This is a genomic window from Desulfurococcus mucosus DSM 2162 (assembly GCF_000186365.1).
GTDB lineage: Archaea > Thermoproteota > Thermoprotei_A > Sulfolobales > Desulfurococcaceae > Desulfurococcus > Desulfurococcus mucosus.
The window spans coordinates 19,555-42,366 of record NC_014961.1 but is presented as its reverse complement, the minus strand read 5'-3'; the positions used below and the strand labels follow the sequence as shown (position 1 = coordinate 42,366).

Here is a 22,812-nt window from a genome sequence, read left to right as displayed (position 1 = left end):
AGGCGGCTATGGTTATCCATGTGACTTGGAGAAGACCACCAGCGGGTTCTGCAACGGTTTCACACATCTATGAATGAAAGCCGCCGTCAACTCGTTTACTGTTAGAAGGGCTAGGTCGCCTCTCCTATACTTCTCCCCGTTCACCACGCAATCCTTCTCGAAGACCACAAGCCTCTTGTCATGGTATCTTATGGAGACGGGTGACAAGGCTTCCTTCTCGAGTTCGACGAGGCTCTCAACTATCTCAAGCACCTCTCTATCATACGAGTCCTCGGGGACATGTGAGCCGAGCGCTATTTTAGCCACCCTTAGCCTGCCCAGGAGCTCGGCGTCGCCGGCCATCTTTGTTAACATCTCCACGAAGAGCCTCCTCCCCTCGCGGGTGATCAATGGTAGCTTGAACATGGATCTCCGGATTAGCTCGCCGGCTTCCTCGAGTTTAACCCTCTGTATAACCGTGCACTTAGATGCCTGAAGCTCCTCCCTCACCATGTTTACATATGTGTTGCTCAAGGCTTAACCACCACTCCACCGGCCTCTACTGGATCAACTACTCCGTGGATAATAAGGTATATCGCGTAGGGTGCTTCCAGCTCGAATACTCCTCCCTTCTTGAGGTCCACTAGCTTATCTAGCACTGGAAGCCTTGATGCATCGATAAGGGATTTAACCCTGATGCCTCCTTTGAACGGTGAGAAACTTGTGAAGCCAGCGTCGTCTAAGCCCTTGCCTGGATCCATCTCTGTCACCCTTAGACCCGACTTCATGTTCAAGCTGTTTCCGAACCTTGAAAGCCTGGATGTATCTATGGTGACAACCTTATCTATCCCTATACAGTTCTCCTCGAGAAGCATGGGTAAGTGCTCCTCATCGAGTACAAGCCCCTTTAAACCAGCGATCTCTCCCTCCCTCACAAGGCCTCTTGCCCTGGCTGATTCGAGAACCCTTCTCCTTAATCCGTGTTCAAACCTATGGAAAACCACTTTGCCACGGTAGGATGGAAACATCCTTGCAGTGTCAAGGTTGCTGCATGCAACATAGTCCGCTAAGAGGCGCCTCTGCTCACGGGTTAAGGGTAGTGCGCTCTCATCGAGAACCCTTACATGGAACCCTCTGTTACCGGAGAAGTATATCTTTATCCTTGAGAAACCTAGATCCCTTAGCAGTATGTCGCGTAGCCTCAAGGCGCTCTCCCACGCCCTCCTAATGCAATCCCATGGGACCACCGGGTACTCAACGGGCTCCCTGCCTCCTGGGCACCCTGCCTCCCCATCGACGACTCCTCCCCCTATGCATATCTTGAATACCTGGCTGCACCCAGGGTACTTGTCGGCATCTATGTCGAATATTAGCTCCGAGCCCTGCCAGCCCTTCGACTCCATGTCCTCCGCCGATGGATCACTATAGAGGGCTGAGGAGTAGTAGAGGTGGAGAGGGGTTTTACCGCCCTGTATAAACTCGTAGAGCTTCTCCATGTATGGGAAGGAGAGGTGTCTTATGTACTTGCCGTCCTCAAGGCTCTCTAACGCTACCTCCCTCATATGGAGGTTGCTTGGCTCCTCGAGTGGTTTAAGCCTGTAGTAGTCCCATATGATCCTCCTGAGAAAACCCCGCCTATTCCTCGCGTGGAGCGACATAAAACACCAGTCTTCCTCCACCGGATAATTCATAGGTTAGTTTGAGCGGTGTGTCGTTCCCGAATTCAACACTCATTAATTCAGCTGCCTGGGAAGCCGATGATATATCTGTTAGGTAGTCAACCGTGTACTTGGCTCTGGAATCCTCTGTTATCTCATGCTCGATCAAGGCTCCCTCCGAAGCCGATAGCTCGATCTCGGCTTCAGCAACCTCGCTCCTAGAGGCAACCACCAGCTTGCCCTCCCCCTTCACCGCTGAGAACTCAACTGCATCGCTAACCGGCTCGACCTCACTGATCACGTCTCTGAAGACCTTTGGCAGCATCCTTCCTTTGAAGCCTACTTCGAAGCTCACCTCAGGTAGTTCTTCATGAGTCAACTCTATACTGGGCAGTGTGAACCTCCTGGAGCCGCGCCCCTCGAAGACTACGCTGAGCCTCCCGTCACCAGATACCTCCAGCAGTAGTTCATCCCCTTTCCTAGCCCTCTTTAGAACCTTTGCAAGCTCCTCCATGTTTACCCCTATGAAGCGTTCTCCCTCAACCTCGTAAATGGAGAAAGCATCCCTTGGCATCGTGAACTCCACCAGCACCACTGTGCTTGGATCCATGGCTCTCAACACTAATCCCTTCTCGGGATCCACCTTGAAGCCTGCCTCCTCAATTATCTTGGATATTGATGCTATGGCATACCTCCATACAACGGCGTCGCGAAACCTGAGCCTCATCTAAGTCCACCATGTATAATTCTATCAAACACTGAGTAAATAAAACTGTTAAAGCCCCGGCCTACTCGAATACTACGCGTACTCCCTCCATGTATGGCCGCATCTAGTGCATTTAAAGAACCTTGTAGGAGGTTCATCGGCCGCCCTTGTCTGAAGCATCCAGTAGTAAGCCTCATGCCAGCCGCACTTGGGACACGTGACCTCCCGTGTAACAGGGAGGTTTGCCTCGTTCTCGCTCTTCAAGACAAGGGTTTTCTCATCGGGTCTGTGCTCGATCCTCGTTGAAACCTTGAACTCCCTGACACCGGATGCCTCGGCCTCCAGCCTGTACCCGCATCTAGTGCAGACCAGGTATGGTTTACCATCTATCCTCTGGGGACGCATTAAGCCACCGCACTTAGGGCACAGCCTCGACACTGTTAAACCACCCTTGACCAGCGATGGGTGATTTAACCGTGTAGAATGTAATAAGGTTTTCACCACTGGGGGGAATACCCGTGTGCATTCCATACGACTCCAGTAGGCGTAGAATGAGGTGGACTATGCCGCAGTACCTGAGGGCCTGGACGAGGTGTTCTGATCCATCGAGCACCCGTAAACCGTTGAGTGTGAAACCCGTTGAATCGTCGTCAACGCATTTAAGCATGTAGGCTAACTCCTCCCTCGTCGACATGGCGTCGAGTGCATCCCTGGCGAACATTGATGCTGGATACTGTATCCTGAGCACCCTTAGCTCCTCTAAAAATTTCCCCTGTAAGTCGCGAGAACCACGTGGCCCCCGGCAGCACCGTATACCAGTATCCGTGACTCTTTCTTCCTACTCAACGATCTTCTCCTCGACGAGGCCCCTGAACTCTGAGAGAGTCTTCTTCAATCCCTCAACTATCTCCTTCAAAACGGAGTCGACGCTGTACCCCGGCTTCACGATGATCGTGAACTCGAACATGTTTTTAAGGGGATGCGGCACCCTGTACATGGAGTACTCTACGCCGGGATGCCTTATCGCCTCCTTAGCAAGGAGGTTGCCTAACGTGTGATCCTCACCGTGTACTTCCACCACTAACTCCCTCTCGCTCCTGGAGACAACGCGTACCTCCATCATAAAGCACCTACAGCTTTCATAACTTGCTTCACTGTTTTAAATACCTGACAAGTAGATCCAGGGCTCTCCTCCACTCATGCTTCAACAAGTAGGCTCCCGATTCATCGGGCTCCATGAGCTGGAGTCCTACTGCTCGTTCCACGATTTCCTGGGGCGGGAGCCCTGTTAGGAGGGATGCAGATACTATGAAATACCTGGCTGCCGTGCCCTTCGCGATGTTCTTTGCGACACTGTTCAACTCGCTTATTCTTTCAACTAATCCAAGCACCTCATCGACTCCAGCACTCGTGTATATGACGCCCTCCCCGGCTTCAACCCTGTGTCCCTGCCTGCTTAAAACCTCGACCAGCACGTCCGGTGGAAACGTCTTACCGGTTAACTTGACTATGTAGTCTATCCTGAAGCTGTTTAATCCACGGGTGCTTACATGCCGGAGGGCTCTGACATAGCTTCTCAGCTCGCTCCAAAGCCTCTTTACATCGGTCTCGTAGCCGTATGCCTCCACTACGAGTCCGCTGCCGGAGACCTTGAATTCAACGTGTTCGAGCGAGGGGATCCTGTCCTTCACGTACTCGTAGAGTTTCAGGCACTCCTCGCCTCTACAGGGAACCCTGAACCTGCGTTTAACCAGCGGCAAGCGATCACCTTGACACATGTATGTAGCTCAGACTAGTCTTCCTCTTCTCACGGTTCCCGCAGAGGCTGCACACGAGTACATCGCCGCTCCTGTATAGTAGTCCGCCGCAAACACTGCAGTATGCTTCCACAACACCTAGGTCGGGCTCCTTCAGCGTCAGCTGGTAGGGTATCGAGTTATTGAGGACCTTGGCCTTCACGTAGTCGCCGGGTCTGACAACGTCGAGGAGGCTCTGCACGAAGCCATTGGATGCCTGGGATACATGGAGCACTCCTGAAGCACTCATACCCTGTCCTTCCACGCTGTATATTCTCAGGAAAGCTATGTCATCCGACACTGCTTCCACATATGCTTCGACAACTGAGCCAGGCTTAACGAAGCCCGTGGTCTTCACCTGTTTCACGTAAACCTGCTTCCTATACTTGTCGAAGACCTTGAGCCCGAAGACCAGGGATCTAATGAAGCCCCTTGAATCCAGGTAAGCGCCTTGAACCGGGATGGCTTCCTCTTCAACGGCAAGGGGTTCCCCGGGCACTACTACGTCTTGAGCGTTCATGAGCCACCACTCTCAACCAGGACAACAAATACTGTTTTAAACCTATATATCCGCCTCCTATGGGTCTCGAACATCATGGGTATCTCGAAGTCACGTATCTCGTAGGATGCGAGCTCGAAGCCCTTGGACTCGGACACCTCTCTAAGCAGGTTGAAGAAGCCCTCGGAGTACTTGTGTATGCTGTAAACCACCCTTGCAATCCCCATGGCCACCCTGAGGAAGAGTATGTCGACGCCTCTATTCCCCTCTACGACGCCGAAGGGTGGATTCATCAAGACCGTGTCAACCCTGACGAGGCCTAGGCGTGCAACATCAGCGTTTACATGTATTAGCCTGCCAGCCGCCTCAGGGAACAGTGGATATATCTTCCACGCACCGTGTAGAAGTATGTCTTCATCTACATCGATGCAGACAGCCCTGCTCGCCCCGAGTAGGAGTGCGGCAATCGATATCCTCCCGTCGCCGCAGCCGAGGTCTGCTATTGTTAACCCCTCTACATCCCCCCTCATGTACGCTGTCCACGCCATGTGAGCGACGAGACTTACAGGGGTCTGGTATTGTTCAAGCCTCTTCTTGGATCCCCTGTAGGGCTCTATCCGTGAGAGCGCGAGCTCCAGCTCCTTCTTACTCTTGACCCGCATCGCTACCACGGGTAGATATAGTTACCAGCGTCTTTCAGAAGCATCATGAACTCGCCTGGGGTGAGAACAGGCTTGTAGAATTCGCTGAGATCGTCTATAGGTAGCCTCGGGCAACTCGTAACCACGTATACGTCGAGGCCAAGCGCGTTGTCTACGGCTATCAAGCGCTCCAGTGTTAGATACCCTGAGATAATCCTGTAGACCCTGTATCCTCTTCCAGCCGCCTCCTCCTCGATTTTTTCAACGAGCCACGGCCGGTACTGCCCAGGCCTCGACCCCACTATGACTCCAACCCTGTTACCGCTGTTCCTTGCCTCGAAGACCCTCATTAATCTCTGCTTCAGAACCCTCGACGCCTCGTCACCGGCTCTCCAGACCCTGCCCCTGTAGGGGTCCAGCACCACCACCGGCTTCTTTGATACGAGTGCAAGGCCCAGCGGGTGGAATACTCCTCCTGCAACCATTAGATGCGCGTCGACGGATGTGTCGAGGGATGTGACATGCGTGTAAAGGCATCCGAGCACCGGGAACCCGACCTCAATTGGCTTAAACCCGTTTGAAGCAAGGTGGTTGGCGACGACACGCCTTATCTTCTCCTCGACTAGCGTCGAGGACACGGATACCTTGACCACGCCTGCTTCCCTAAGGGTCTCCACGAGTTCCCGTAGCAGGCCCTGCTCAATGTAGGGGCGCCTGTAAACCGGGATGTAGAGTACTTTTACAGCTGGCTTGAAGCCGTATTGAAAGTACTCGAGGTGCCCTATGTGCACCAGTAGGTCGGCGCCAATGGCCTCCGCCTCCTCGAAGGGTATGTCGCATGCACCGTAGCCGGGGCTCGCTGAGAAAGCTGCTTCGACGCCAGCCTGCTCCAGGACGGGGGCTATGCAGTTGTAGAGTGGTTTCAAGCCGTCGGGTGCATGGAGGAGTACTCTTCCAGAACTCTTACTTACCTGCTTTGTCAACGCATCTAGGTCGATGTCGTAGAGACTACATATGTCGCTCAAGGCGACACCATCTGTGCTATGGGAAAACACTTTAGAGCGGGGGCACCTCAGGCTTCAAGGGCTTCACAACTATCCTCGAGGGCAGGGGAAGCTTTGAAGCCGCGATCCTTAATGCCTCCTTAGCCGTCTTCCCATGCTGAGCCTTCACCCTGATCACTATGATCTCCTGACCAGGGTACACTCGTGCAGCCGTACCTATTGGTTTCCCGAATGAGAGCCTCATCCCATCCTGTAGACGGTCTGCACCAGCGAACGCCATCATCTTGTTCTCTCTGATGACATGGTGCGGGTACACCTTGACCTTCAGGTAGAAGTTGTTTTCACCGGCCTCGACGCTAAGCTTCTTCAACGCCATGACACGTGCTGCTTCCAGCGCGTTGTGCCTTATTTGCCCGGCTTCCTCGACTACCAGGGCTACCTCATAGTCGTAGTCGAGCTTCGGATCCCCCATCTCAAACTTGGTTATCTTGGGCTGGGGTACGCCTGGTATGTACTCTTTCCTCGTGTACGGTGGCCCGCTGAAATGCGTGTAGCATCTCGCTGGACGCAGGGGCATGTGTAATCACCTCGAACCCATTCCTATCCACTCATGTGAATCGGCTTTATTAATCTTTAGCCCCGGCCTAAGCATGGATCCAGCGTGCTGAACCCTTGTTGAGGAGGATGGAGGTGCGGGGGGTGGGATTTGAACCCACGCAGGCCTACACCAGCGGATCTCCCCCTGGGCTAAGCCTTGAGTCCGCCCCCTTTGGCCAAGCTCGGGCACCCCCGCACCGGTTTCACCATTTATTGTCAAGGGGAGTATTAAATTCTTCAAGCGGACTCTCGCCTCGTCAATATTAAAGGTTTAAAGAACATTCATGTGAGACACAGGTGTAACTCAATGGTGTTCGACAACATTAGGAGTGCTTTAGCGAGATTCCTGAAGGGCGGCGACTACGAGAAGGCTGTGGACGAGTTTATCAGGGAGCTTCAGAAGGAGCTCGTGAGAGCCGATGTAAACCTGAAGCTCGCCATGGAGTTAACCAGCAGGATAAAGGAGAGGGCATTGAAGGCGGAGCCGCCTCCAGGCATTAGCAGGAAGGAATGGTTCATCACCGTGGTGTATGAGGAGCTAACCAGGTTGCTGGGCGGTGAGAGAAAGCCCTCCGTGAAGCCCGCTAAGAAACCATGGGTCATAATGCTCGTAGGGCTGCAGGGCTCGGGTAAGACTACCACTACAGCTAAGCTTGCATACTTCTACAAGCTTGAAGGGCTTAGAGTAGGCTTAGTGGCTGCAGACACCTTCAGGCCGGCCGCATACATGCAGCTGAAGCAGCTTGGGGAGCAAGTGGGTGTTCCAGTTTACGGTGAACCAGGCAACAGCGATGCTGTAGCCATAGCTGTGAAGGGGGTTGAGTTCTTCAGGGAGAGAAAAATGGATGTGATAATAATTGACACCGCTGGCAGACACCACAGGGAGGAAGACCTCCTCGAGGAGATGAAGAAGATGAGTGAGCATGTCAAGCCGGATGAGGTGATGCTCGTCATAGACGCTGCCATCGGGCAGCAGGCCTTCAACATAGCTAGGAGGTTCCATGAGGCAACACCGATAGGATCCATCATAGTGACGAAGCTTGATGGAACAGCGAAAGGCGGCGGCGCGCTCTCCGCTGTTGCAGCTACAGGTGCGTCAATAAAGTTCATAGGTACAGGGGAAAAGATAGATGAGCTAGAGGTTTTCAACCCGCCTCGATTCGTCTCGAGGATACTCGGCCTAGGCGACATCGAAAGCCTTATCGAGAAGGTTAGAAGGGTTCAACTAGATTTCACCGAGGAAGACGCAAGGAGGCTCATCGAGGGAAAAGTAAACATGAGGCTGGTGTACAAGCAGTTGGTGAGCCTCAGGAAGATGGGGCCGCTTGGGAAAATAATGCAGATGATCCCGGGTCTAGGCGTAAAGATACCGTTCGAAGTAGATTCAAAGCAATTGGAGGAGAAGATGAGCAAGTGGCTTGCAATCATAAACTCCATGACCTATGAGGAACTAGACAACCCAGACATAATCGACCGCTCGAGAATGAAGAGGATAGCACGGGGAGCAGGCGTAGAGGTTGAAGACGTGAAGGAGCTGCTTAAACAATATGAGCTAGTGAAGAAGCTGAGTAAGCAGCTACGTAGAAAAGACGTCTTAAAGCGACTCGGCATAAGACCCGAGGATCTTAGACTAGGCGACGGGGAAGCCGGCGGAGCCTAGGAGCGGGGTGGAATAATTGGACACCGGGGAAAAAGACTCCTGGAGCATGGATCACATTCTCTCAACGGCTGAGGAAGTACTATCCGAACACCCGCTGTGTGATAGATGCCTCGGAAGACTCTTCGCTAGGAGGGGGCTCGACCTCTCAAACGAGGAACGCGGCAGAGCCGTGAAAACCCTGCTGGCGATGAAGCTCCACGCTGATTTCACGGATGGGAAAACAAGCATAGAGCACATCCAGAGGATAGCCGTGAACTCCGGGGAGCCCGTTGCCAGGCTCTACAGGAGGCTAACCGGTGAGAGCGTGGAGCCCAGGGTCTGCCACATCTGCCTGGGCAGGCTCTCAGACGAATACCTAGACAAGGTGGCGAGGGAAGCAGCATCCCTGCTCGCAGGGCTACAGGCATCATCCTTTCTCATAGGAGTGAAGCTCGACGCCGAGGTAGCTAGGCGTGAACTCGAGGTTTCACTGATAACCAAGCTCGCCTCAAGCGAGTCCGTTAAAAATGAGTTGAAACGCGAGGTTGGGAAAAAGGTTTCACAGATAACTGGCTTACAACCCGACTTCGATAAGCCGGACGTGGTAGTAATAATCAATGTAGACCGGGACTTCAACTACACGCTCTCAACACAGGTAAACCCCGTGCTTTTAAAAGCCGTCTACCTGAAGAAGGGACGCAGAATTTCCCATGTGCCATGGTTCACTAGCAATGGGGCTAGGAAATACCCTGAGAGCCTCCAGGACTTCGTGAGGGACAGCATAGCCAGCCTCTTCGAAGCCGTAGACGTGAAGATACATGCAGCCGGCCGCGAGGACGTTGATGCCAGGATGCTGGGAACCGGGAGACCCGTGATCATAGAGATCCTTGAACCCCGGTTCAGAAGCGTAGATATAGGCTTGTTGAACCAGATACTCGACGACCAGTTCATCAAGGTATCGGTCACCGGGCCCGCCTCACGGAGAGACATTGAGGCGATTAAGGAGGGTTCTAGGAGGAGGAAGAAAATCTACAGGGTCTCAGTGTTAACCGGGAAACCGGTGACGATGAAGGATCTCGAGGAGCTATCAGGCTTCTTCAGGAACAGGGTTGTCAAGCAGAGGACGCCGCTGAGAATACTTGGAAGAAAGAAGGATAGGGAGAGGATTAGGAGAGTGTACAGTGTTGAGGCGGTAGCGGTGACTCCAAGAGTATTCGAGGCACTGATACACTGCGACGGCGGCCTCTATGTGAAGGAGCTAGTCCACTGCGATAACGGGAGGACGACGCCCTGCTTCAGTGAAGTACTTGGATCAACCGCGTATCCATTGGAGCTAGACGTGATTCACGTGGAGGACAATGGGGATAAATAACTTTATAAGCCGATCACCCGGGATTCTAGATATAGTGCGTTGCATCTAGTGATTAAACCATGGTTAAAGGTGTGCGAGATGGTTAAAGCACCCAAGGGCTACAGGCATAGGACGAGGAAGCTGTTGAAGAAGAATATCCGGGAGAAGGGCTCAGTGCCGTCGCTAAGCCTGATAATGAGGGAGTACAAGGAGGGTGAGAAAGTACACATAGTTATAAACCCCTCAGTGCACAGCGGCATGCCCCATAGACGCTACCATGGTAGAACAGGCATCGTGGTTGGAAAACGCGGCAAAGCCTACGTTGTCAAAGTAATGATGGGGAGCAAGGAGAAGACCCTGTTTGTGAGGCCGGAACACATAAGGCCAGCACCGCTTCCCCAGGCCCAGCAGGCCTAGCACTAGATAAATTAATATTCTCATGAGGGGATAAATCTCCTAAAGGGTGACCAGATTTGTCGAGTACAACTGTTTTAAAAGCATTAGAGGAGAAGCAGTTGTCGAACAGTGAAGCCTACGCGATCCTCAGGAGCGTAGTGGAGAAGACGCGCGAGGAAACCGGCACCGTCTCCCTCCTGCTTTCAAGGGTGTTAGAGTACCTTGAGAAAAACCACAGGATCCCCCCTGAGAAAGCCGGAGAACTGAGGGCATTCCTCGAATCCAAGGGCCTGAAGGAGGAGACCATTGTAATCCTCATGAACATATGCCCCTCCACGCTGGACGAGCTAAGATACCTCATGGAGCTCGAGGAGAAGCTTCCCGAGCAAGGGGTGCTCGAGGAAATACTCTCCACCCTCAGCAAGTACTGTGTTAGCGAGTCACCCGGGTAGAAGCCTGTTTAAAAGGGTGGACTATATTGGGCTTCCATGATCGTGGACCCAGACATAGAAGGCAAGCCGAGAAGCTTGAACCAGCCCTCTACGTGCTCGACTACCTTGAGCTCGGAAACCCCTCTGATCCCCACTATGAGCACAGGAGTCAACCCTTCCTCCAGGGAGTGGGAACCAGGTATTTCTCTCTTTTAGAGGCCACTCCTCTCCCAGCCATGAAGATAGAGATCCTTGAGAAAGTGGAACTCGGGTATCCGAGTAAGGTTAAAAGAATAATGCATGTGAGTTACGGTGAACTAACCAGCGTGGCGAAGACTAATCTCCCCGAGGCAGTCAAGCTTATAGTATTGGAGAACGAGGGTGTTTTCGTCGAGTTCTTCAACATCGTTGAACCAGTAAACATAAGGCTACATGCACTGGAGCTCCTCCCGGACATCGGTAAGAAGACGATGAACCAGATCCTGGATGAGAGAAGCAAGAAGAGGTTTGAAAGCTTCGAGGACATAAGGAACAGGACCCGGGTGGACCCGGTTAAAGCCATAGTGAACAGGGTTGTAAAGGAGCTGGCGGGGGGAGAAAAATACTACTTGTTTGTGAGGCCCAGGGAGCCCGGCGCCATGTATCTAGGGTACTTGGAGAAGCTGTATGGGGAGACCTATTGAACCGGACTCCATGAGCCGGCGAACACTGTTCTCGTGGACCCTCAGAGTGCTACAGAGCCATGGCTTGAAGCCCAGGAGGAGGCTTAGCCAGAACTTCATCGTGGATCCAGCATTGCTGAAAGGCTTCACGAGAAACGTCGAGTACCTTGATACGTTTGAAATAGGATGTGGAATAGGCACCTTAACCATGTCTCTGAGCAGGTTCGTCCCTAGACTCATATGTGTTGAAATAGATTGGAGGCTGCTTGAAGCCGCCGTGGAAAACATTGATGCAGCCAACGTAGTCCTCGTAAACGCCGATGCCACCGTGTACACCCCGCCCTCTAAGCAGGTGGTGGGGAACATACCCTACCATATTACATCCGAAATACTCACCGGGGTCGCCAGGTTGAACACTGTGACGCGAGCCGTGTTCACGGTTCAAAGAGATGTCGCGGAAAGAATCACTGCGGCACCTGGAGATAGAAGGTATGGGAGAATAACCATCCTACTCAACGCATTGTTCGAGATAAAGGTGGCTGGAACCTACGGTTCCTCCTCATTCTACCCGGAGCCAGGCGTCGAGCACTCGATAATAGTCATGGTTAGACGAGCACCCTTCAACCGGGATGTAGAAGCCCTTGAAGCATTGACGAGGGCTGTCTTCACTCAGAGGAGGAGGATAGCGCTAAGGGTTCTGGAACGAGTGCTCGGCGTACGGGAAGACAGCCCAGTACACTCGTATGCCAGTAGGCTACTGGGGGGTAAACGGGTTTACGAGGTAGGTTGGGAGGTGTATTTGGAATTAGCGAGAGCCCTGAGGGAAGCTGGATTACTGTAGAGGGGTTGAAACTAGTATTCGTGGGGGATGTATACAGGCCGAGCGACGATACATGGCTAGCATTAAAGCTACTGGATTCCCTGAAGCCGAAAGCCGGCCTCTGCGTCGACCTGGGCTGCGGTAGCGGTATCCTGGGTCTATACGGATTGATTAAGGGTTACTGTGAGAGAACCGTCTTCGTGGACATTGATGAAGACGCTCTTGCAACCACGTTGAGAAACATACCGTTGAACAATGCGCAGGCTAGGAGCATAGTAGTGTCCTCGGATAACGCTGTGTTACACGGTGCAGCAGACCTGGTTCTCGCCAATCCCCCCTACCTACCAGCCGCGGAGGGAAAGGTGCTTGACGCAGCTACCGAGGGCGGTGTCCACGGGTATGAAGCAGTCCTCCACTTCATTAACGTCGCCCATGAAGTACTGAGACCTGGAGGACTCCTCATACTGGTTTACTCATCTCTCTCAAACCAGCTTGTTGTAGAAGAACATCTTTCACGGAAGGGTTTCACAATGGTTGCATTCACATCTAAAAACATGTTTTACGAAACACTCTATGTTGCAGGGGTGGTTAAGGCCCGTGATACGGGTAGTGCTAGTGGGGATCGAGGGGGCAGTGAACCTGGGAGTCATAGCGAGGACATGCGTGAACTTCGGGGTTGACGAGCTCTACATAGTGAAGCCTGTGGCGAGCCTGGATGAAGCATTGAATTATGCTGCCAAGGGCAGGGGCTTCCTGGAGAACGCTGTGGTCACAGACTCACTCGACGAGGCGATCAAAGGCGTCGACATGATTGTAGCGACAAGCGATGAAGGATACAGTGAGAGCGATATGCTTAGACAGGCAGTGGATCTCAGCGACTTCGCCGAGAGAATATTCCCGAGGACACGTAGTGTAGCAATACTTTTCGGCAGGGAGAGCACCGGGTTAACCAGGGAGGAGATAGGGAGAGCAGACATACTTGTAACAATACCGGCTAACCCGGCTTACCCCGTGCTCAATGTCAGCCAAGCAGTAGCCGTGGTGCTCTGGGAGCTATGGAAACACCGAGGAATGGAAGCCGTGAACGTGCCTAGAAAAGCCAGCAGGGATCTACTTGGGGAACTACTGAGTCTCGCGGTGGATGTCTCAAGAAGCGTCATGTCAACGGAGGAGAAAGTTGCCAGGTCAAGGATACTGTGGAAGAGGATGCTTAGCAAGGCGATGCTTACAGAGAAGGAGGCAAGGGTTTTGAAGTACTGGCTGCAAAGGGTTAGGCGGCAGTTGAGGCAGGATTGTTTACATGAATAATTAAACATTACTACCAATATATCCCTCCACACCACCATTATCATTAATAGCTCTAAGTAAGGTTTATATATGAATGAGGAGGATAGGCATATACGTAGTTTAAGGCACATAAGCGTGGGAACATGGGGGTTTCCCGCCGTGTAATAGCAGTACTAATGTTGATTCTCATAGCACTCCCATTCACGCCACAGCTGAGGATCGCTGCCTCACAGGAACCCGTGGTGGTTGACGGCGTCGGCTTCGATTGGCCGTATGCATCATGCCATGCCCTCGACCCCTCAAGCGATCTCCTCGACGCTAGTTCATACTATTATGATAGCCGGGATCTAGCCGCCTGGTATTACCTTGTGGGCTCCCAGTATGTATTCATGAGATTGGACTTCATGGATCTAGCATACGGGGCTGAGGCAGCCAGCGGCGGCAGCGTCGGTGACGCCCTAAACATATATGTCCTCATAGGCTGGAGTAATGCACCAGGATACCAGGAGTGGGTTCCAGACTACGTTAAATACCAGGGCTACGGGATACACCTACCAGACTACAACTGGGTTCTAGCGATAGCCATCTACGACTCAGCACACTACACGGTATACGACTACAAGTGGAGTCCAATCCTCTCGAACACAGGCATCCAAGTAGCCTTCAACAGCCGATGGGATCTACTTGAAATCGGGGTCCCAGCCTCCATTCTCTCAAACTATGGCTGGACCCCTACAACCAGGGTGTGGGCCAAGGTTGCAACAGTGCTCGTAGTCAACGGTCAGGCCACGATAGCCGACGTCATGCCTAACACTATCAGTATTGGAAACGGGAGAGCCGAGTGGAGCGGAGCCTTGTTCAGTGATTCAAGCTGTGGAACAGCTAAGGTTATCATGGTACACCATGGAAACCAGCATTTAACCGACAACAGGGCCCTTAACCCTCCGTCATCAGTCAACAGCTATGGGTACATACTTTACGTTCACGAGTATCTGTCGAATAAGACGGGGAGACGTATCCCTGTCTCAATACACATGAGCGGCACGCTGATAGCGAGCTTCCTCTGGTGGGACCCGGGCTTCATAAGCTACGTGAAGGGTCTAACCGCAAGGGGGCTGGTGGCAATCCTCGGGGGAGTGTGGGCTGAGCACATTACAGCATACTTCTACGATAATTTCAATGATCCGTCAGCGAACTTCACCAAATGGTATGTGAGACAGGTGTTCGGCTACAACCCGGTCACCGCATGGGTTCCAGAGAGAACCTGGGACGATGAGAGGACCGGGATAGCCTACACGCTCAGCAAGTATTACTCGGCCGTGATACTGGATGCTAACACGCATCACGACGAGTGGAGTCCCTCCACGAACCCGTATAAGCCGCACAAGTACGATACAAGCAGGACTGCGGGTAGAACCCTTTACGTTCTCTTCATAGACTGGGATACCCAGCAGAAACTCCTCTCAAACACCGATGGTGGACTCCACATGGATTTAAGAAGGAAGTATATATGGGCTGCAACCAATAGTGATCAACAGATGGTTTTCATCTATGCTGACGACTGGGAGAAGGCTGCAGGTATAGCGGGCTGGTACACCGGCAACCCCTATCTCTACAATAACTCGCTGACATGGATAGCGATGCACCCATGGATCCAGGTGGTTACAACGGATGACGTGGTCAACTGGCTTAACAGCGGTGCATGGAGCCCGGTTACAGGGTACTATTGTGGCTACGATACATACCAGTACTTGAAGACCTGGGTTCAGAACTATCCATACGACTATAGGAGAGCCTACGATGGCTGGTACTGGGGCACGAGCTCGGAGAAGAGCTTCGCCTGGTATGGTAGCGGGCAGACGAGCCCTAAGTACGTGCTTCCAGACACCGTTATACCCTTCGGCGATGTCTTCGGCTACACAGTTTTCAACGGTTCAGCGAACAACACGGTGATATACAGGCTCCTGTCGCCTGGAGGCTTGTTCGATAAGACGCCCCGCAACGAGCTCTGGTGGCTTGCACTTGCAACAGCCAACGCTATGCTCTACGAGACAGCGTGGCATGATGAATCCGACTGGGATGGAGACGGCCTCCAGGACTGCCCTGGATGGGGTCTCACCGTGTGGAATCACCTGAGGCTTGTCAACGTTTTGCTAAACGCGGCGAAATGGCTTGACGATGTTAGGGCGGGGAGGGTTACAAAGTCATCGTTCATCCTCGACGACCTGGACTGGGATGGCAGGAGCGAGGCCGTGATATACAACCAGTACCTCTTCATATTCATTGATGACAAGGGCGGGGCAGCACCCTACATCTTCCTGTACAATAAGACCAGGAACACTGTCTTCATGGGTGTCGGTGCTCCACCAGTGTACTGGGGCACGAGCCGTGACATGTGGTTCGGGGACGCGCATGTAGGCTTCTTCGCAGACGACTACTTCACAGGGACAGGGAAGAACTACTACAACGCCTCCTACACCATCTACTCAGCCTACTATGACACCACCTATAGGAGAGTAGTGGTAACCCTGCGTGCACCGGATCTCGACGCCGATGGAAAACCCGACTTCTACAAGTACTACGTGCTATATGATTCATCAAACACACTGTACGTGGACTACCTGGGTAGCGGTAAAAACGGGACGCTGTATGCTGCCATTGGCTTCTCAGTCGACGTATTCAACAACCTCATATATGGCAACAGCCTCTCACAGAGAAACAGTCCTTCAGGCACATCCATCTTCGGCTACAGGAATACTAGAACCGGTGCCTACGTCTACGTTGCACCCATCCAAGGGATCACGTGGACAGGCAGCCAAGACCTAGTCAAGTACACGCTCCAGTACAGGGCTAAAGTAGCGGTCAGCATATCCTCAACGACCTGGTCCTACGCTAAGGCTTACTTCGGGTATAGCTGAAAACCCATGTACTTGTTTTCCACGGGATGAACACCCTCCTCCCGGAAAACCCGTACCCCTGCCTGCCATAATACCAATCGTGCCACGTGAGGCCAGTGGAGGGTTTAAAAGACTACTCCGCGATGTCTCCAGCATGTGGGAGCCATGGGCCTCGTGGAGGGACTACGCGTACTGCTGACCTCCTCCCCGCCCTAAAAGGGGGTTTCCTTTAGGGCGGTTCACGGGTTCCCCGCATCTGTTCGGGGCTACATCCGTCATCTGCGGGGCAGTCGGGGTGGTCAGAGATCCCCCCATCTGGGCTAGGGCTTTTCTACGTATGTTTAATACGGCCACAGTGTCCCTATCGGCTTCAAAACCGCAACTAGGGCACTTCAACCTCCTATACCCGCTTTCGACGAGCCTTGAGCCGCATAGGGGGCAGGTGGAGGAGGTATCCTTAGGGTTGACGGCTATGCACGGCACCCCGTGTTTCTCGCACTGCCAGTCAAGCCAGTAGCCGAGCCTGCGGTAGCCCAGCAGAACCAGCCTCGTTCTATGCTGTCTCGGTAGCTTTCTTAAAGACTCTACCAAGTACGTCAAGTCCTCTCTTGCAATGGCGTAGTTGTTTTGCCTAGCTACCACCACTATCTCGTGCGAAGTCTTCCTAGCCCAGTCCTCGATAATGCTCCTAGCCTTCTCGTGGAAACGCCTCACCCTGTCCCGTATGCCCCTCCGCCTAAGCCACGCTCGATAGCTCCCATTAGAGTACTTCCTCTGCAACCTTTCAGCGAGCTCCCTGTACCTCACTGCCTTCTCGACTGCGGTCTCAAACCTGTGTTCAACCCGGTGGTTGCCCGCCACAATATACTTCTCGTTGACGTCCACCGCCAAGACGTCGACGGGGTTGATGGGCTGGGGCTTTGGAACCATCTTTGCAACCCTAAGCAGGAACTTTCCGTTCCTATACGTCAAGACAGCCTGGCGGCTCGGGTACTGGTCGTAGCGCCTGTCCCAGCCGATGATCTTCAGCCTCAACCCGCCTATGATCTCGACATAGCCGTCCTTAACCCTATACCCGTACCTCTCCGTTAGCCACATCCTTGGTCTCCTAGCCCTCGGTAGCCTGCCGTTTCCGCCGTTGCCCAGCCAGCTTTTAAGGATGGATTTAGCCTCCCTGTAGCAGTCTATGGCAATCCTCGATGGGAGGCCGAACCTCGACTTCAGCTCTTCGTAGAGCAGTCCGTGCACCGCGCCGTCGCCGGGCGTTTTCTTCAAACCGTTCTCCTCCATATATCCGTGAATCCTCTTGATCGAGTAGTTCAGTGCATCACGGTACCTCCTAAGCAGGCTTAAGAGAAGGGGCTCCCCCACGGGCTCGGGGCTAACCCTGAAGACAGCGCACAGGGTTAGGAAACCCTCACCGCCCATAGAGGAAACCCCCACTTCTACTACAACAGCTACAACACATTTAAACTCAGCATCCCCGCCCTGAAAGGCGAGGCTTTCTTTCACGGTAACGGCTTCGACAAGGGGTCTTGGAAGAGGGGCTGTTGAAGTCTTGCTGGAGGAGGGTGCACGCGTTGTTCTCAATGGCAGGACGCGTGAAAGCGTTGAGAAGGCTCTCAGCGAGCTAAGGGGGAAGTATGAGGGGAGGGTATACGGGGTTGCAGCGGATCTCACGAGGCGGGAGGATGTTCATCGCCTCGTCGAGGAGTCAGCCAGGTATCTGGATGGATTAGACTCAGTGGTGTATATCACGGGGCCTCCTAGGCCCGGCAGGTTCCTGGAGATCCGGGAGGATGAATGGGAGGAGAACACTAGGCTCTTGATCCTGAACGCTATATGGCTGGTTAACGCATCCATTCCTTATCTAAGGAGGTCTAGGAATCCCTCTATAGTGTTCTCGACCAGTATAGCTGTGAAGGAGCCGCTGGGCAACCTAGCCCTTTCAAACGTGTTAAGGCTGGGTATTCATGGACTCGTGAGAACCCTTGCAAGGGAGCTCGGCAGGGAGGGTATAAGGGTGAACGCTGTAATGCCAGGGTACATAGAGACGGATAGGGTGAGGAGGCTCATCGAGGAGAAGGCTGGAAGGGAGGGGAAGCCTTACAGTGAGGCGTATAGGGACTATGTGAGCGAGATCCCGCTTGGGAGGCTTGGCTCGCCCAAGGAGTATGGTAGGGTTGTAGCATTCCTGGTGAGCGAGTACGCGTCATACTTGAATGGTGCTTCCATACCTGTGGACGGCGGGCTCCTGCGCTCAGTGTTCTGATGCACATGCCTGGCTGAACCCGGGTGCACCATGTTTTTCTTCAACGCGGATATATCACGCTGCCTGGGTTGCCTCCCCTCATAGCCTCCATGAGTTTCTCGGGTTCCCGGTGGCTTATCAACTGGATCACTATGTTACTCCTCACCGCCAAGTCGAGTGCTTTCTCATCTATTAAAGCATATTCACCGGGCAGCTGCTTCTGCTCAAGCATCGCCTTAAGCCTGGTGGCATCAACCTCTCTCAGCGGCTTTGCATCAGGATGTCTCAGGGGATCCTTATCGTAGACGAAGCCCACGGCTGAGAAGTAGTAGAGTTTTCCAACGCCTACGGCTTCAGCTACTTCAACAGCTGTGGAGGCCGTTGACTGCCCAGGGATCAATCCCCCCATGGCCACCACCCTATGCGATGACAAAGCGTCTAGGACCTCCTCCAGGCTCGCCGCGGGCTTAGGGTATGCATAGGGCTGGAGCGAGGATGCGAGTAGGAGGCTGTTCAGCCTCGACGCCCATATACCTATAGTGTCAAGCCAGTAGTTGGAGGAGACGCCGAGCGCCCTGGCATCGGAGATATATTTCCTCGCCATGTTGCCGCCGCCGGCCACTACCACTACCCTGTACTCGTCGAGCAGCATCCTTAAGAGCTCAATGTATCTTGCAACCAGGCTTGCTCCTTCATCGAATACTTTACCAGTTATCTTCAGAACCAGTGTTTCCACAGCACCCACCAAGGTCTTTAAAAATAGAGGTGCTTTTTAATTATAGTGCCCGAGAGGGGTTTAGTGAAGTGTGCGGGATAATAGGGCTGTGCCTACGGGACAAGAAGGCCCTCAGGCTCGGGGAAGCCATCTACAGGGGTCTTCTAAGGCTCGAGTACAGGGGCTACGACTCCGCTGGCGTGGCCGTGGTATCCGATGGTAAGCTAGTCGTGTTGAAGGGTAAGGGTAAGCTACGGGACCTGGAGGAGAAGTACTCTTTCACCAAGCTTGAAGGCGTTACAGGAATCGGCCACACTAGGTGGGCAACGCATGGAGCACCCAGCGATGTGAACGCGCATCCACACACCGACTGCGGTAATGTCTTCGCCGTGGTGCACAACGGGGTTCTAGAGAACTACCTGGAGCTGAAGAAGGCCCTCTCGGCCAGGGGCCACGTGTTCAGGAGTGAGACAGACACGGAGGTAGTAGCCCACCTCATCGAGGAATACTATCGTGAAACCGGTGACGTATACCAGGCTTTCAGGAGGGCTGTTGCAGCACTTAAAGGAGCATACGCTCTCCTAATGGTTACGCCGCTGGAGCCCGATAAAATATTCTTCGCGAGGAAGGATAGCCCCCTTGTAATAGGCGTGGGGCCCGGGTACAATCTAGTAGCCAGCGATATACCAGCGCTGCTCGAGCACACTAGGAGGATCATAGTTGTCCGGGATGGGTGGGTAGGCTACATAACCCCCTCATCGATACACGTGGAGGACGCTTCCTCAGGCCGCTTGGTGAACGCAGCCGACTACGTCAGGATTGTTGAATGGGATATCAGTGACGCCGAGAAGGAGGGTTACCCTCACTTCATGCTCAAGGAGATACATGAGCAGCCCAGGGCCCTTAGGAGCACCCTGCACGGGTTGATGAGTGACGCCATGATGGGTGAAGCAGCCGAGATGCTTGCCGACGCTGACACAGTGTTCGTAACCGGGGCTGGCACGAGTTACCATGCATCAGAATACTTCGCGTTAATCTCCATGAGGCTCGCTGAGAGACCAGTTATAGCATTCATAGCAAGCGAGTACGGGTCGTATGTGAATGCAGCCGGACCCAGGGACGTGCTCGTGGCTGTGAGCCAGAGCGGGGAGACCATGGATACCCTTAAGGCGTTACGCGCGTTCAAGAAGAGAGGGAGCCGTGTCATCAGTTTAACCAATGCCGTCGACTCAGCGATCGCCCGGGAGAGCGATGTAGCGGTCTACACTAGGGCAGGGCCCGAAATAGGTGTAGCGGCGACGAAGACCTTTCTAACCCAGACACTTGCCCTGACATGGCTGGCGGTTGAGACGGCTACCAGGATCGGGAGCCTTAGAGGCGGGGAGGAAATGGAGCTACTGAAGGAGCTTGAATCCACACCCAAGCATGTTGAGGAATCCATCTCTACGACCAGCGAGCTCGTTAAGAAGCTGGCTGAAAGAATCGCCGGCTCGAAGAGCATGTACTACTTGAGCAGGGGGGTAGGGTTACCGGTGGCAAGGGAGGGGGCGCTCAAGATAAAGGAGATAGCATATGTGCATGCCGAGGCATACCCAGCAGGCGAATCGAAGCATGGACCCATAGCACTAGTTGAGCCATCGTTCCCAGTGGTCTTCACCATCCCGAACGATGCCGAGCTCCAGAGAATGCTACTGGGCAACATTGAGGAGATGCGTGCCAGGGGAGGAGTCATAGTGGGAGTGCTGCCAAGGGGCTCCGAGCTCAGGGAGAGAGTTGACCTGGCGATCGAAGTCCCCAGGGCTCACTGGATAGCAACAGCTCTGACACACACGCCGCCACTCCAGTTGCTAGCATACCATGTGGCATCATTGAAGGGACTAGACCCGGATAAACCCAGGAATCTCGCTAAAACCGTCACCGTTGAGTAGTTTAACGAGTATCTCCCAGGGTGTCAACCGCCTTCAGCTTCCTGATGTTCTCTGCCTCGGAGGGATCTACCTCCCTCACAGCGAAAAACGCGTCTATTATCTCCTTCGCAAGCTCCTCGCTCGTCAACCTGGCGCTCAGCGCCAGGACATTGGCGTCATTCCACTTCCTAGCACCCTCAGCATTCCTGGCATCCGTTACTAGGGCTGCTCTAACTCCTTTCACCTTGTTAGCAGCTATCGAGACACCTGTACCAGTATAGCATATTACAACCCCATAGTCTACTTCACCACGGGCCACCATGGAGCCTACTTCGAAGCCCACATCAGGCCATGGATACGGCTTCCCAGTGGCTAGGGCGCCCACCAGCTTGACCTCGAACCCTTTCCTCCTCAAGTATTCAGCTATGAAGCCGGCGACACTGTAGGTGTCGTCTGAGCCCACAGCCACGCGCATAGAAACCACCATTAACATTAATCTGGTTTCAACCGGTATTAAACATGGCTTGCCCGGAGCACTAGATAACTATGTGCACCTTAACCTGGTCTCTTTCAAGGCTCTTCTCGAAGGCCTCCGCCCCCTTCTCGAGACCATACTCTGATGTAACGAGTTTATCCACGTTGACAAGCCTCTTCCTCAAGAGGCTTATCGCCTTGTCGAAGGGGCCGCATCTAGACGTGGTCAACCTGAGCTCTTTGATAACCGCCTTGGTCTGGTCGAAGCTGACGGGGGAGCCATGAGTCGACTTCAAGGCGACGACTCCTCTAGGCCTAGCTATGTCTACCGCTATCTCCAACCCCTTAGAGCTACCAGTTGCCTCAACCACGTAGTCGAATCCCTGCCCCTCAGGGGTCTCACGCCTCAGTATCTCCGTGAGCTCCGGGTAGTCTACCACTAGGTCCGCGCCGAGCTCTCCTGCAAGGCGAGCCTTCGGGGATCCGGGCCTTGAGACAGCTACTATTAGCTCGGGGTTGAATAATCTAAGTACTTGAACAGCCAGTAAGCCTATTGCTCCAACCCCTATCACTGCAACCCTGCTCAATGGTCTCACAGGCTCCATCTCCACCATTTCGACGACGGCTGCCAATGGCTCCACGAAGGCTGCCTGGAGAGGTGAGAGATCGTCAACCACATGTATGAGGTCTGCCCTGGTAACCATGTACTCGGCCATACCTCCATCACGCGTGATCCCTATGGTCTCCCTATACGGGCAATGCGTGTGCATTCCATTCCTGCAGTACCAGCATTTACCACAGTAAACGTTTATCTCGGTTGTGACCCTCCGCCCCACTAGATCCCTTGAAACCCCTGCTCCCACATCTACAACGATGCCTGAAACCTCGTGGCCCGGGATAAGCGGTTTCTTAAGCAACCGGTATGTTCCCGTGTACATTGCTTTATCCGTTCCACAGATACCTGCTCTTTCAACCCTGATGAGCAGCCACCCGGGTCCCGGGCTCGGCTGCTCGACCTCCGTTAGCCTGATGTGCTTGGGTTCCTCGAGGAGGAGTGCTTTCAACGCCCCCACCGGTGGTTGAGTGTTTCACAGCGTAAGTT

General features: G+C 53.5%; 25 protein-coding genes, 1 tRNA gene and 1 pseudogene. 11 read left to right on the top strand and 16 right to left on the bottom strand.

The window, feature by feature from the left end:
- Positions 1 to 12: 12 nt before the first annotated feature.
- The 12 genes from DESMU_RS00240 to DESMU_RS00185 all read right to left on the bottom strand — a co-directional run bounded on the left by DESMU_RS00240 (position 13) and on the right by DESMU_RS00185 (position 7,076).
- Complete coding sequence (locus tag DESMU_RS00240) at positions 13 to 513, bottom strand: hypothetical protein (protein ID WP_013561587.1); 501 nt, start codon at positions 511 to 513, stop codon at positions 13 to 15.
- Positions 510 to 1,637 (bottom strand): DNA primase small subunit domain-containing protein, encoded by a 1,128-nt coding sequence (locus DESMU_RS00235; RefSeq protein WP_013561586.1) that lies wholly within the window; start codon positions 1,635 to 1,637, stop codon positions 510 to 512. The genes DESMU_RS00240 and DESMU_RS00235 overlap by 4 nt, the downstream gene beginning before the upstream one ends.
- Positions 1,615 to 2,364 (bottom strand): DNA polymerase sliding clamp, encoded by a 750-nt coding sequence (locus tag DESMU_RS00230; protein WP_013561585.1) that lies wholly within the window; start codon positions 2,362 to 2,364, stop codon positions 1,615 to 1,617. The genes DESMU_RS00235 and DESMU_RS00230 overlap by 23 nt, the downstream gene beginning before the upstream one ends.
- Positions 2,365 to 2,436: 72 nt before the next feature.
- On the bottom strand, positions 2,437 to 2,748 hold the full coding sequence (locus DESMU_RS00225) for a transcription factor S (protein ID WP_048078826.1): 312 nt from the start codon (positions 2,746 to 2,748) through the stop codon (positions 2,437 to 2,439).
- 13 nt (positions 2,749 to 2,761) lie between these two features.
- On the bottom strand, positions 2,762 to 3,091 hold the full coding sequence (locus tag DESMU_RS07070) for a hypothetical protein (protein ID WP_013561583.1): 330 nt from the start codon (positions 3,089 to 3,091) through the stop codon (positions 2,762 to 2,764).
- A 90-nt stretch (positions 3,092 to 3,181) separates the two neighbouring features.
- Complete coding sequence (locus DESMU_RS00215) at positions 3,182 to 3,463, bottom strand: DNA-directed RNA polymerase subunit L (RefSeq protein WP_013561582.1); 282 nt, start codon at positions 3,461 to 3,463, stop codon at positions 3,182 to 3,184.
- Positions 3,464 to 3,494: 31 nt separating this feature from the next.
- Positions 3,495 to 4,103, bottom strand: a complete 609-nt coding sequence (locus tag DESMU_RS00210; RefSeq protein WP_013561581.1) for a DUF2067 family protein — start codon at positions 4,101 to 4,103, stop codon at positions 3,495 to 3,497.
- A 4-nt stretch (positions 4,104 to 4,107) separates the two neighbouring features.
- Entirely contained in the window at positions 4,108 to 4,659 is a 552-nt protein-coding gene (locus DESMU_RS00205; RefSeq protein WP_013561580.1) for an exosome complex RNA-binding protein Csl4, read from the bottom strand.
- Positions 4,656 to 5,300 carry an METTL5 family protein gene (locus DESMU_RS00200; protein ID WP_013561579.1) on the bottom strand — a complete coding sequence of 215 codons (645 nt, stop codon included), beginning with the start codon at positions 5,298 to 5,300 and terminating at the stop codon, positions 4,656 to 4,658. The genes DESMU_RS00205 and DESMU_RS00200 overlap by 4 nt, the downstream gene beginning before the upstream one ends.
- Positions 5,301 to 5,302: 2 nt before the next feature.
- Positions 5,303 to 6,304, bottom strand: a complete 1,002-nt coding sequence (gene dph2, locus DESMU_RS00195) for a diphthamide biosynthesis enzyme Dph2 (protein WP_013561578.1) — start codon at positions 6,302 to 6,304, stop codon at positions 5,303 to 5,305.
- A gap of 31 nt (positions 6,305 to 6,335) precedes the next feature.
- Positions 6,336 to 6,860 (bottom strand): 50S ribosomal protein L16, encoded by a 525-nt coding sequence (locus DESMU_RS00190; protein ID WP_013561577.1) that lies wholly within the window; start codon positions 6,858 to 6,860, stop codon positions 6,336 to 6,338.
- 114 nt (positions 6,861 to 6,974) lie between these two features.
- Positions 6,975 to 7,076 (bottom strand) — tRNA-Leu (locus DESMU_RS00185).
- Between the two features lie 111 nt (positions 7,077 to 7,187).
- Between DESMU_RS00185 and DESMU_RS00180 the strand changes: the two genes are divergently transcribed.
- From DESMU_RS00180 to DESMU_RS00140, 9 genes are all read left to right on the top strand, one after another.
- Positions 7,188 to 8,540, top strand: a complete 1,353-nt coding sequence (locus tag DESMU_RS00180; RefSeq protein ID WP_013561576.1) for a signal recognition particle protein Srp54 — start codon at positions 7,188 to 7,190, stop codon at positions 8,538 to 8,540.
- 16 nt (positions 8,541 to 8,556) lie between these two features.
- Positions 8,557 to 9,891: a tRNA pseudouridine(54/55) synthase Pus10 gene (locus DESMU_RS00175; protein WP_013561575.1), complete on the top strand. Its 1,335-nt coding sequence runs from the start codon at positions 8,557 to 8,559 to the stop codon at positions 9,889 to 9,891.
- Between the two features lie 78 nt (positions 9,892 to 9,969).
- Positions 9,970 to 10,287, top strand: a complete 318-nt coding sequence (locus tag DESMU_RS00170) for a 50S ribosomal protein L21e (protein ID WP_013561574.1) — start codon at positions 9,970 to 9,972, stop codon at positions 10,285 to 10,287.
- A 56-nt stretch (positions 10,288 to 10,343) separates the two neighbouring features.
- Positions 10,344 to 10,718, top strand: coding sequence for an RNA polymerase Rpb4 family protein (locus DESMU_RS00165; RefSeq protein WP_013561573.1), 375 nt, complete (start codon positions 10,344 to 10,346; stop codon positions 10,716 to 10,718).
- A 26-nt stretch (positions 10,719 to 10,744) separates the two neighbouring features.
- A complete protein-coding gene (locus DESMU_RS00160) occupies positions 10,745 to 11,380 on the top strand; it encodes a DUF655 domain-containing protein (RefSeq protein ID WP_013561572.1) in 636 nt (211 codons plus the stop codon).
- Entirely contained in the window at positions 11,364 to 12,200 is an 837-nt protein-coding gene (locus DESMU_RS00155) for a ribosomal RNA small subunit methyltransferase A (protein ID WP_013561571.1), read from the top strand. Before DESMU_RS00160 ends, DESMU_RS00155 begins: the two co-directional genes overlap by 17 nt.
- Positions 12,201 to 12,205: 5 nt before the next feature.
- A complete protein-coding gene (locus DESMU_RS00150; protein WP_013561570.1) occupies positions 12,206 to 12,859 on the top strand; it encodes a methyltransferase in 654 nt (217 codons plus the stop codon).
- A complete protein-coding gene (locus DESMU_RS00145; protein WP_013561569.1) occupies positions 12,777 to 13,487 on the top strand; it encodes an RNA methyltransferase in 711 nt (236 codons plus the stop codon). Before DESMU_RS00150 ends, DESMU_RS00145 begins: the two co-directional genes overlap by 83 nt.
- Before the next feature lie 122 nt (positions 13,488 to 13,609).
- A complete protein-coding gene (locus DESMU_RS00140; protein ID WP_013561568.1) occupies positions 13,610 to 16,384 on the top strand; it encodes a glycoside hydrolase in 2,775 nt (924 codons plus the stop codon).
- Positions 16,385 to 16,546: 162 nt separating this feature from the next.
- Here DESMU_RS00140 and DESMU_RS00135 read toward each other — a convergent pair whose 3' ends face one another.
- Positions 16,547 to 17,791 (bottom strand): RNA-guided endonuclease TnpB family protein, encoded by a 1,245-nt coding sequence (locus DESMU_RS00135; RefSeq protein WP_013561567.1) that lies wholly within the window; start codon positions 17,789 to 17,791, stop codon positions 16,547 to 16,549.
- An 85-nt stretch (positions 17,792 to 17,876) separates the two neighbouring features.
- Between DESMU_RS00135 and DESMU_RS00130 the strand changes: the two are divergent.
- Positions 17,877 to 18,635, top strand: a pseudogene (locus tag DESMU_RS00130) (SDR family oxidoreductase); the annotation flags it as partial.
- 40 nt (positions 18,636 to 18,675) lie between these two features.
- On the opposite strand, the gene pyrH reads toward DESMU_RS00130, so the two are convergent.
- Complete coding sequence (gene pyrH, locus DESMU_RS00125; protein ID WP_338042057.1) at positions 18,676 to 19,359, bottom strand: UMP kinase; 684 nt, start codon at positions 19,357 to 19,359, stop codon at positions 18,676 to 18,678.
- Between the two features lie 59 nt (positions 19,360 to 19,418).
- Here pyrH and glmS point away from each other — a divergent pair, with 59 nt between their 5' ends.
- Positions 19,419 to 21,257 carry a glutamine--fructose-6-phosphate transaminase (isomerizing) gene (glmS, locus tag DESMU_RS00120; RefSeq protein ID WP_013561564.1) on the top strand — a complete coding sequence of 613 codons (1,839 nt, stop codon included), beginning with the start codon at positions 19,419 to 19,421 and terminating at the stop codon, positions 21,255 to 21,257.
- A gap of 1 nt (position 21,258) precedes the next feature.
- On the opposite strand, the gene DESMU_RS00115 is transcribed toward glmS, so the two are convergent.
- Together DESMU_RS00115 and DESMU_RS00110 are read right to left on the bottom strand one after the other, a co-directional pair.
- Entirely contained in the window at positions 21,259 to 21,711 is a 453-nt protein-coding gene (locus tag DESMU_RS00115) for an RpiB/LacA/LacB family sugar-phosphate isomerase (RefSeq protein ID WP_013561563.1), read from the bottom strand.
- 61 nt (positions 21,712 to 21,772) lie between these two features.
- A complete protein-coding gene (locus tag DESMU_RS00110) occupies positions 21,773 to 22,774 on the bottom strand; it encodes an MDR/zinc-dependent alcohol dehydrogenase-like family protein (protein WP_013561562.1) in 1,002 nt (333 codons plus the stop codon).
- Between the last annotated feature and the right edge of the window lie 38 nt (positions 22,775 to 22,812).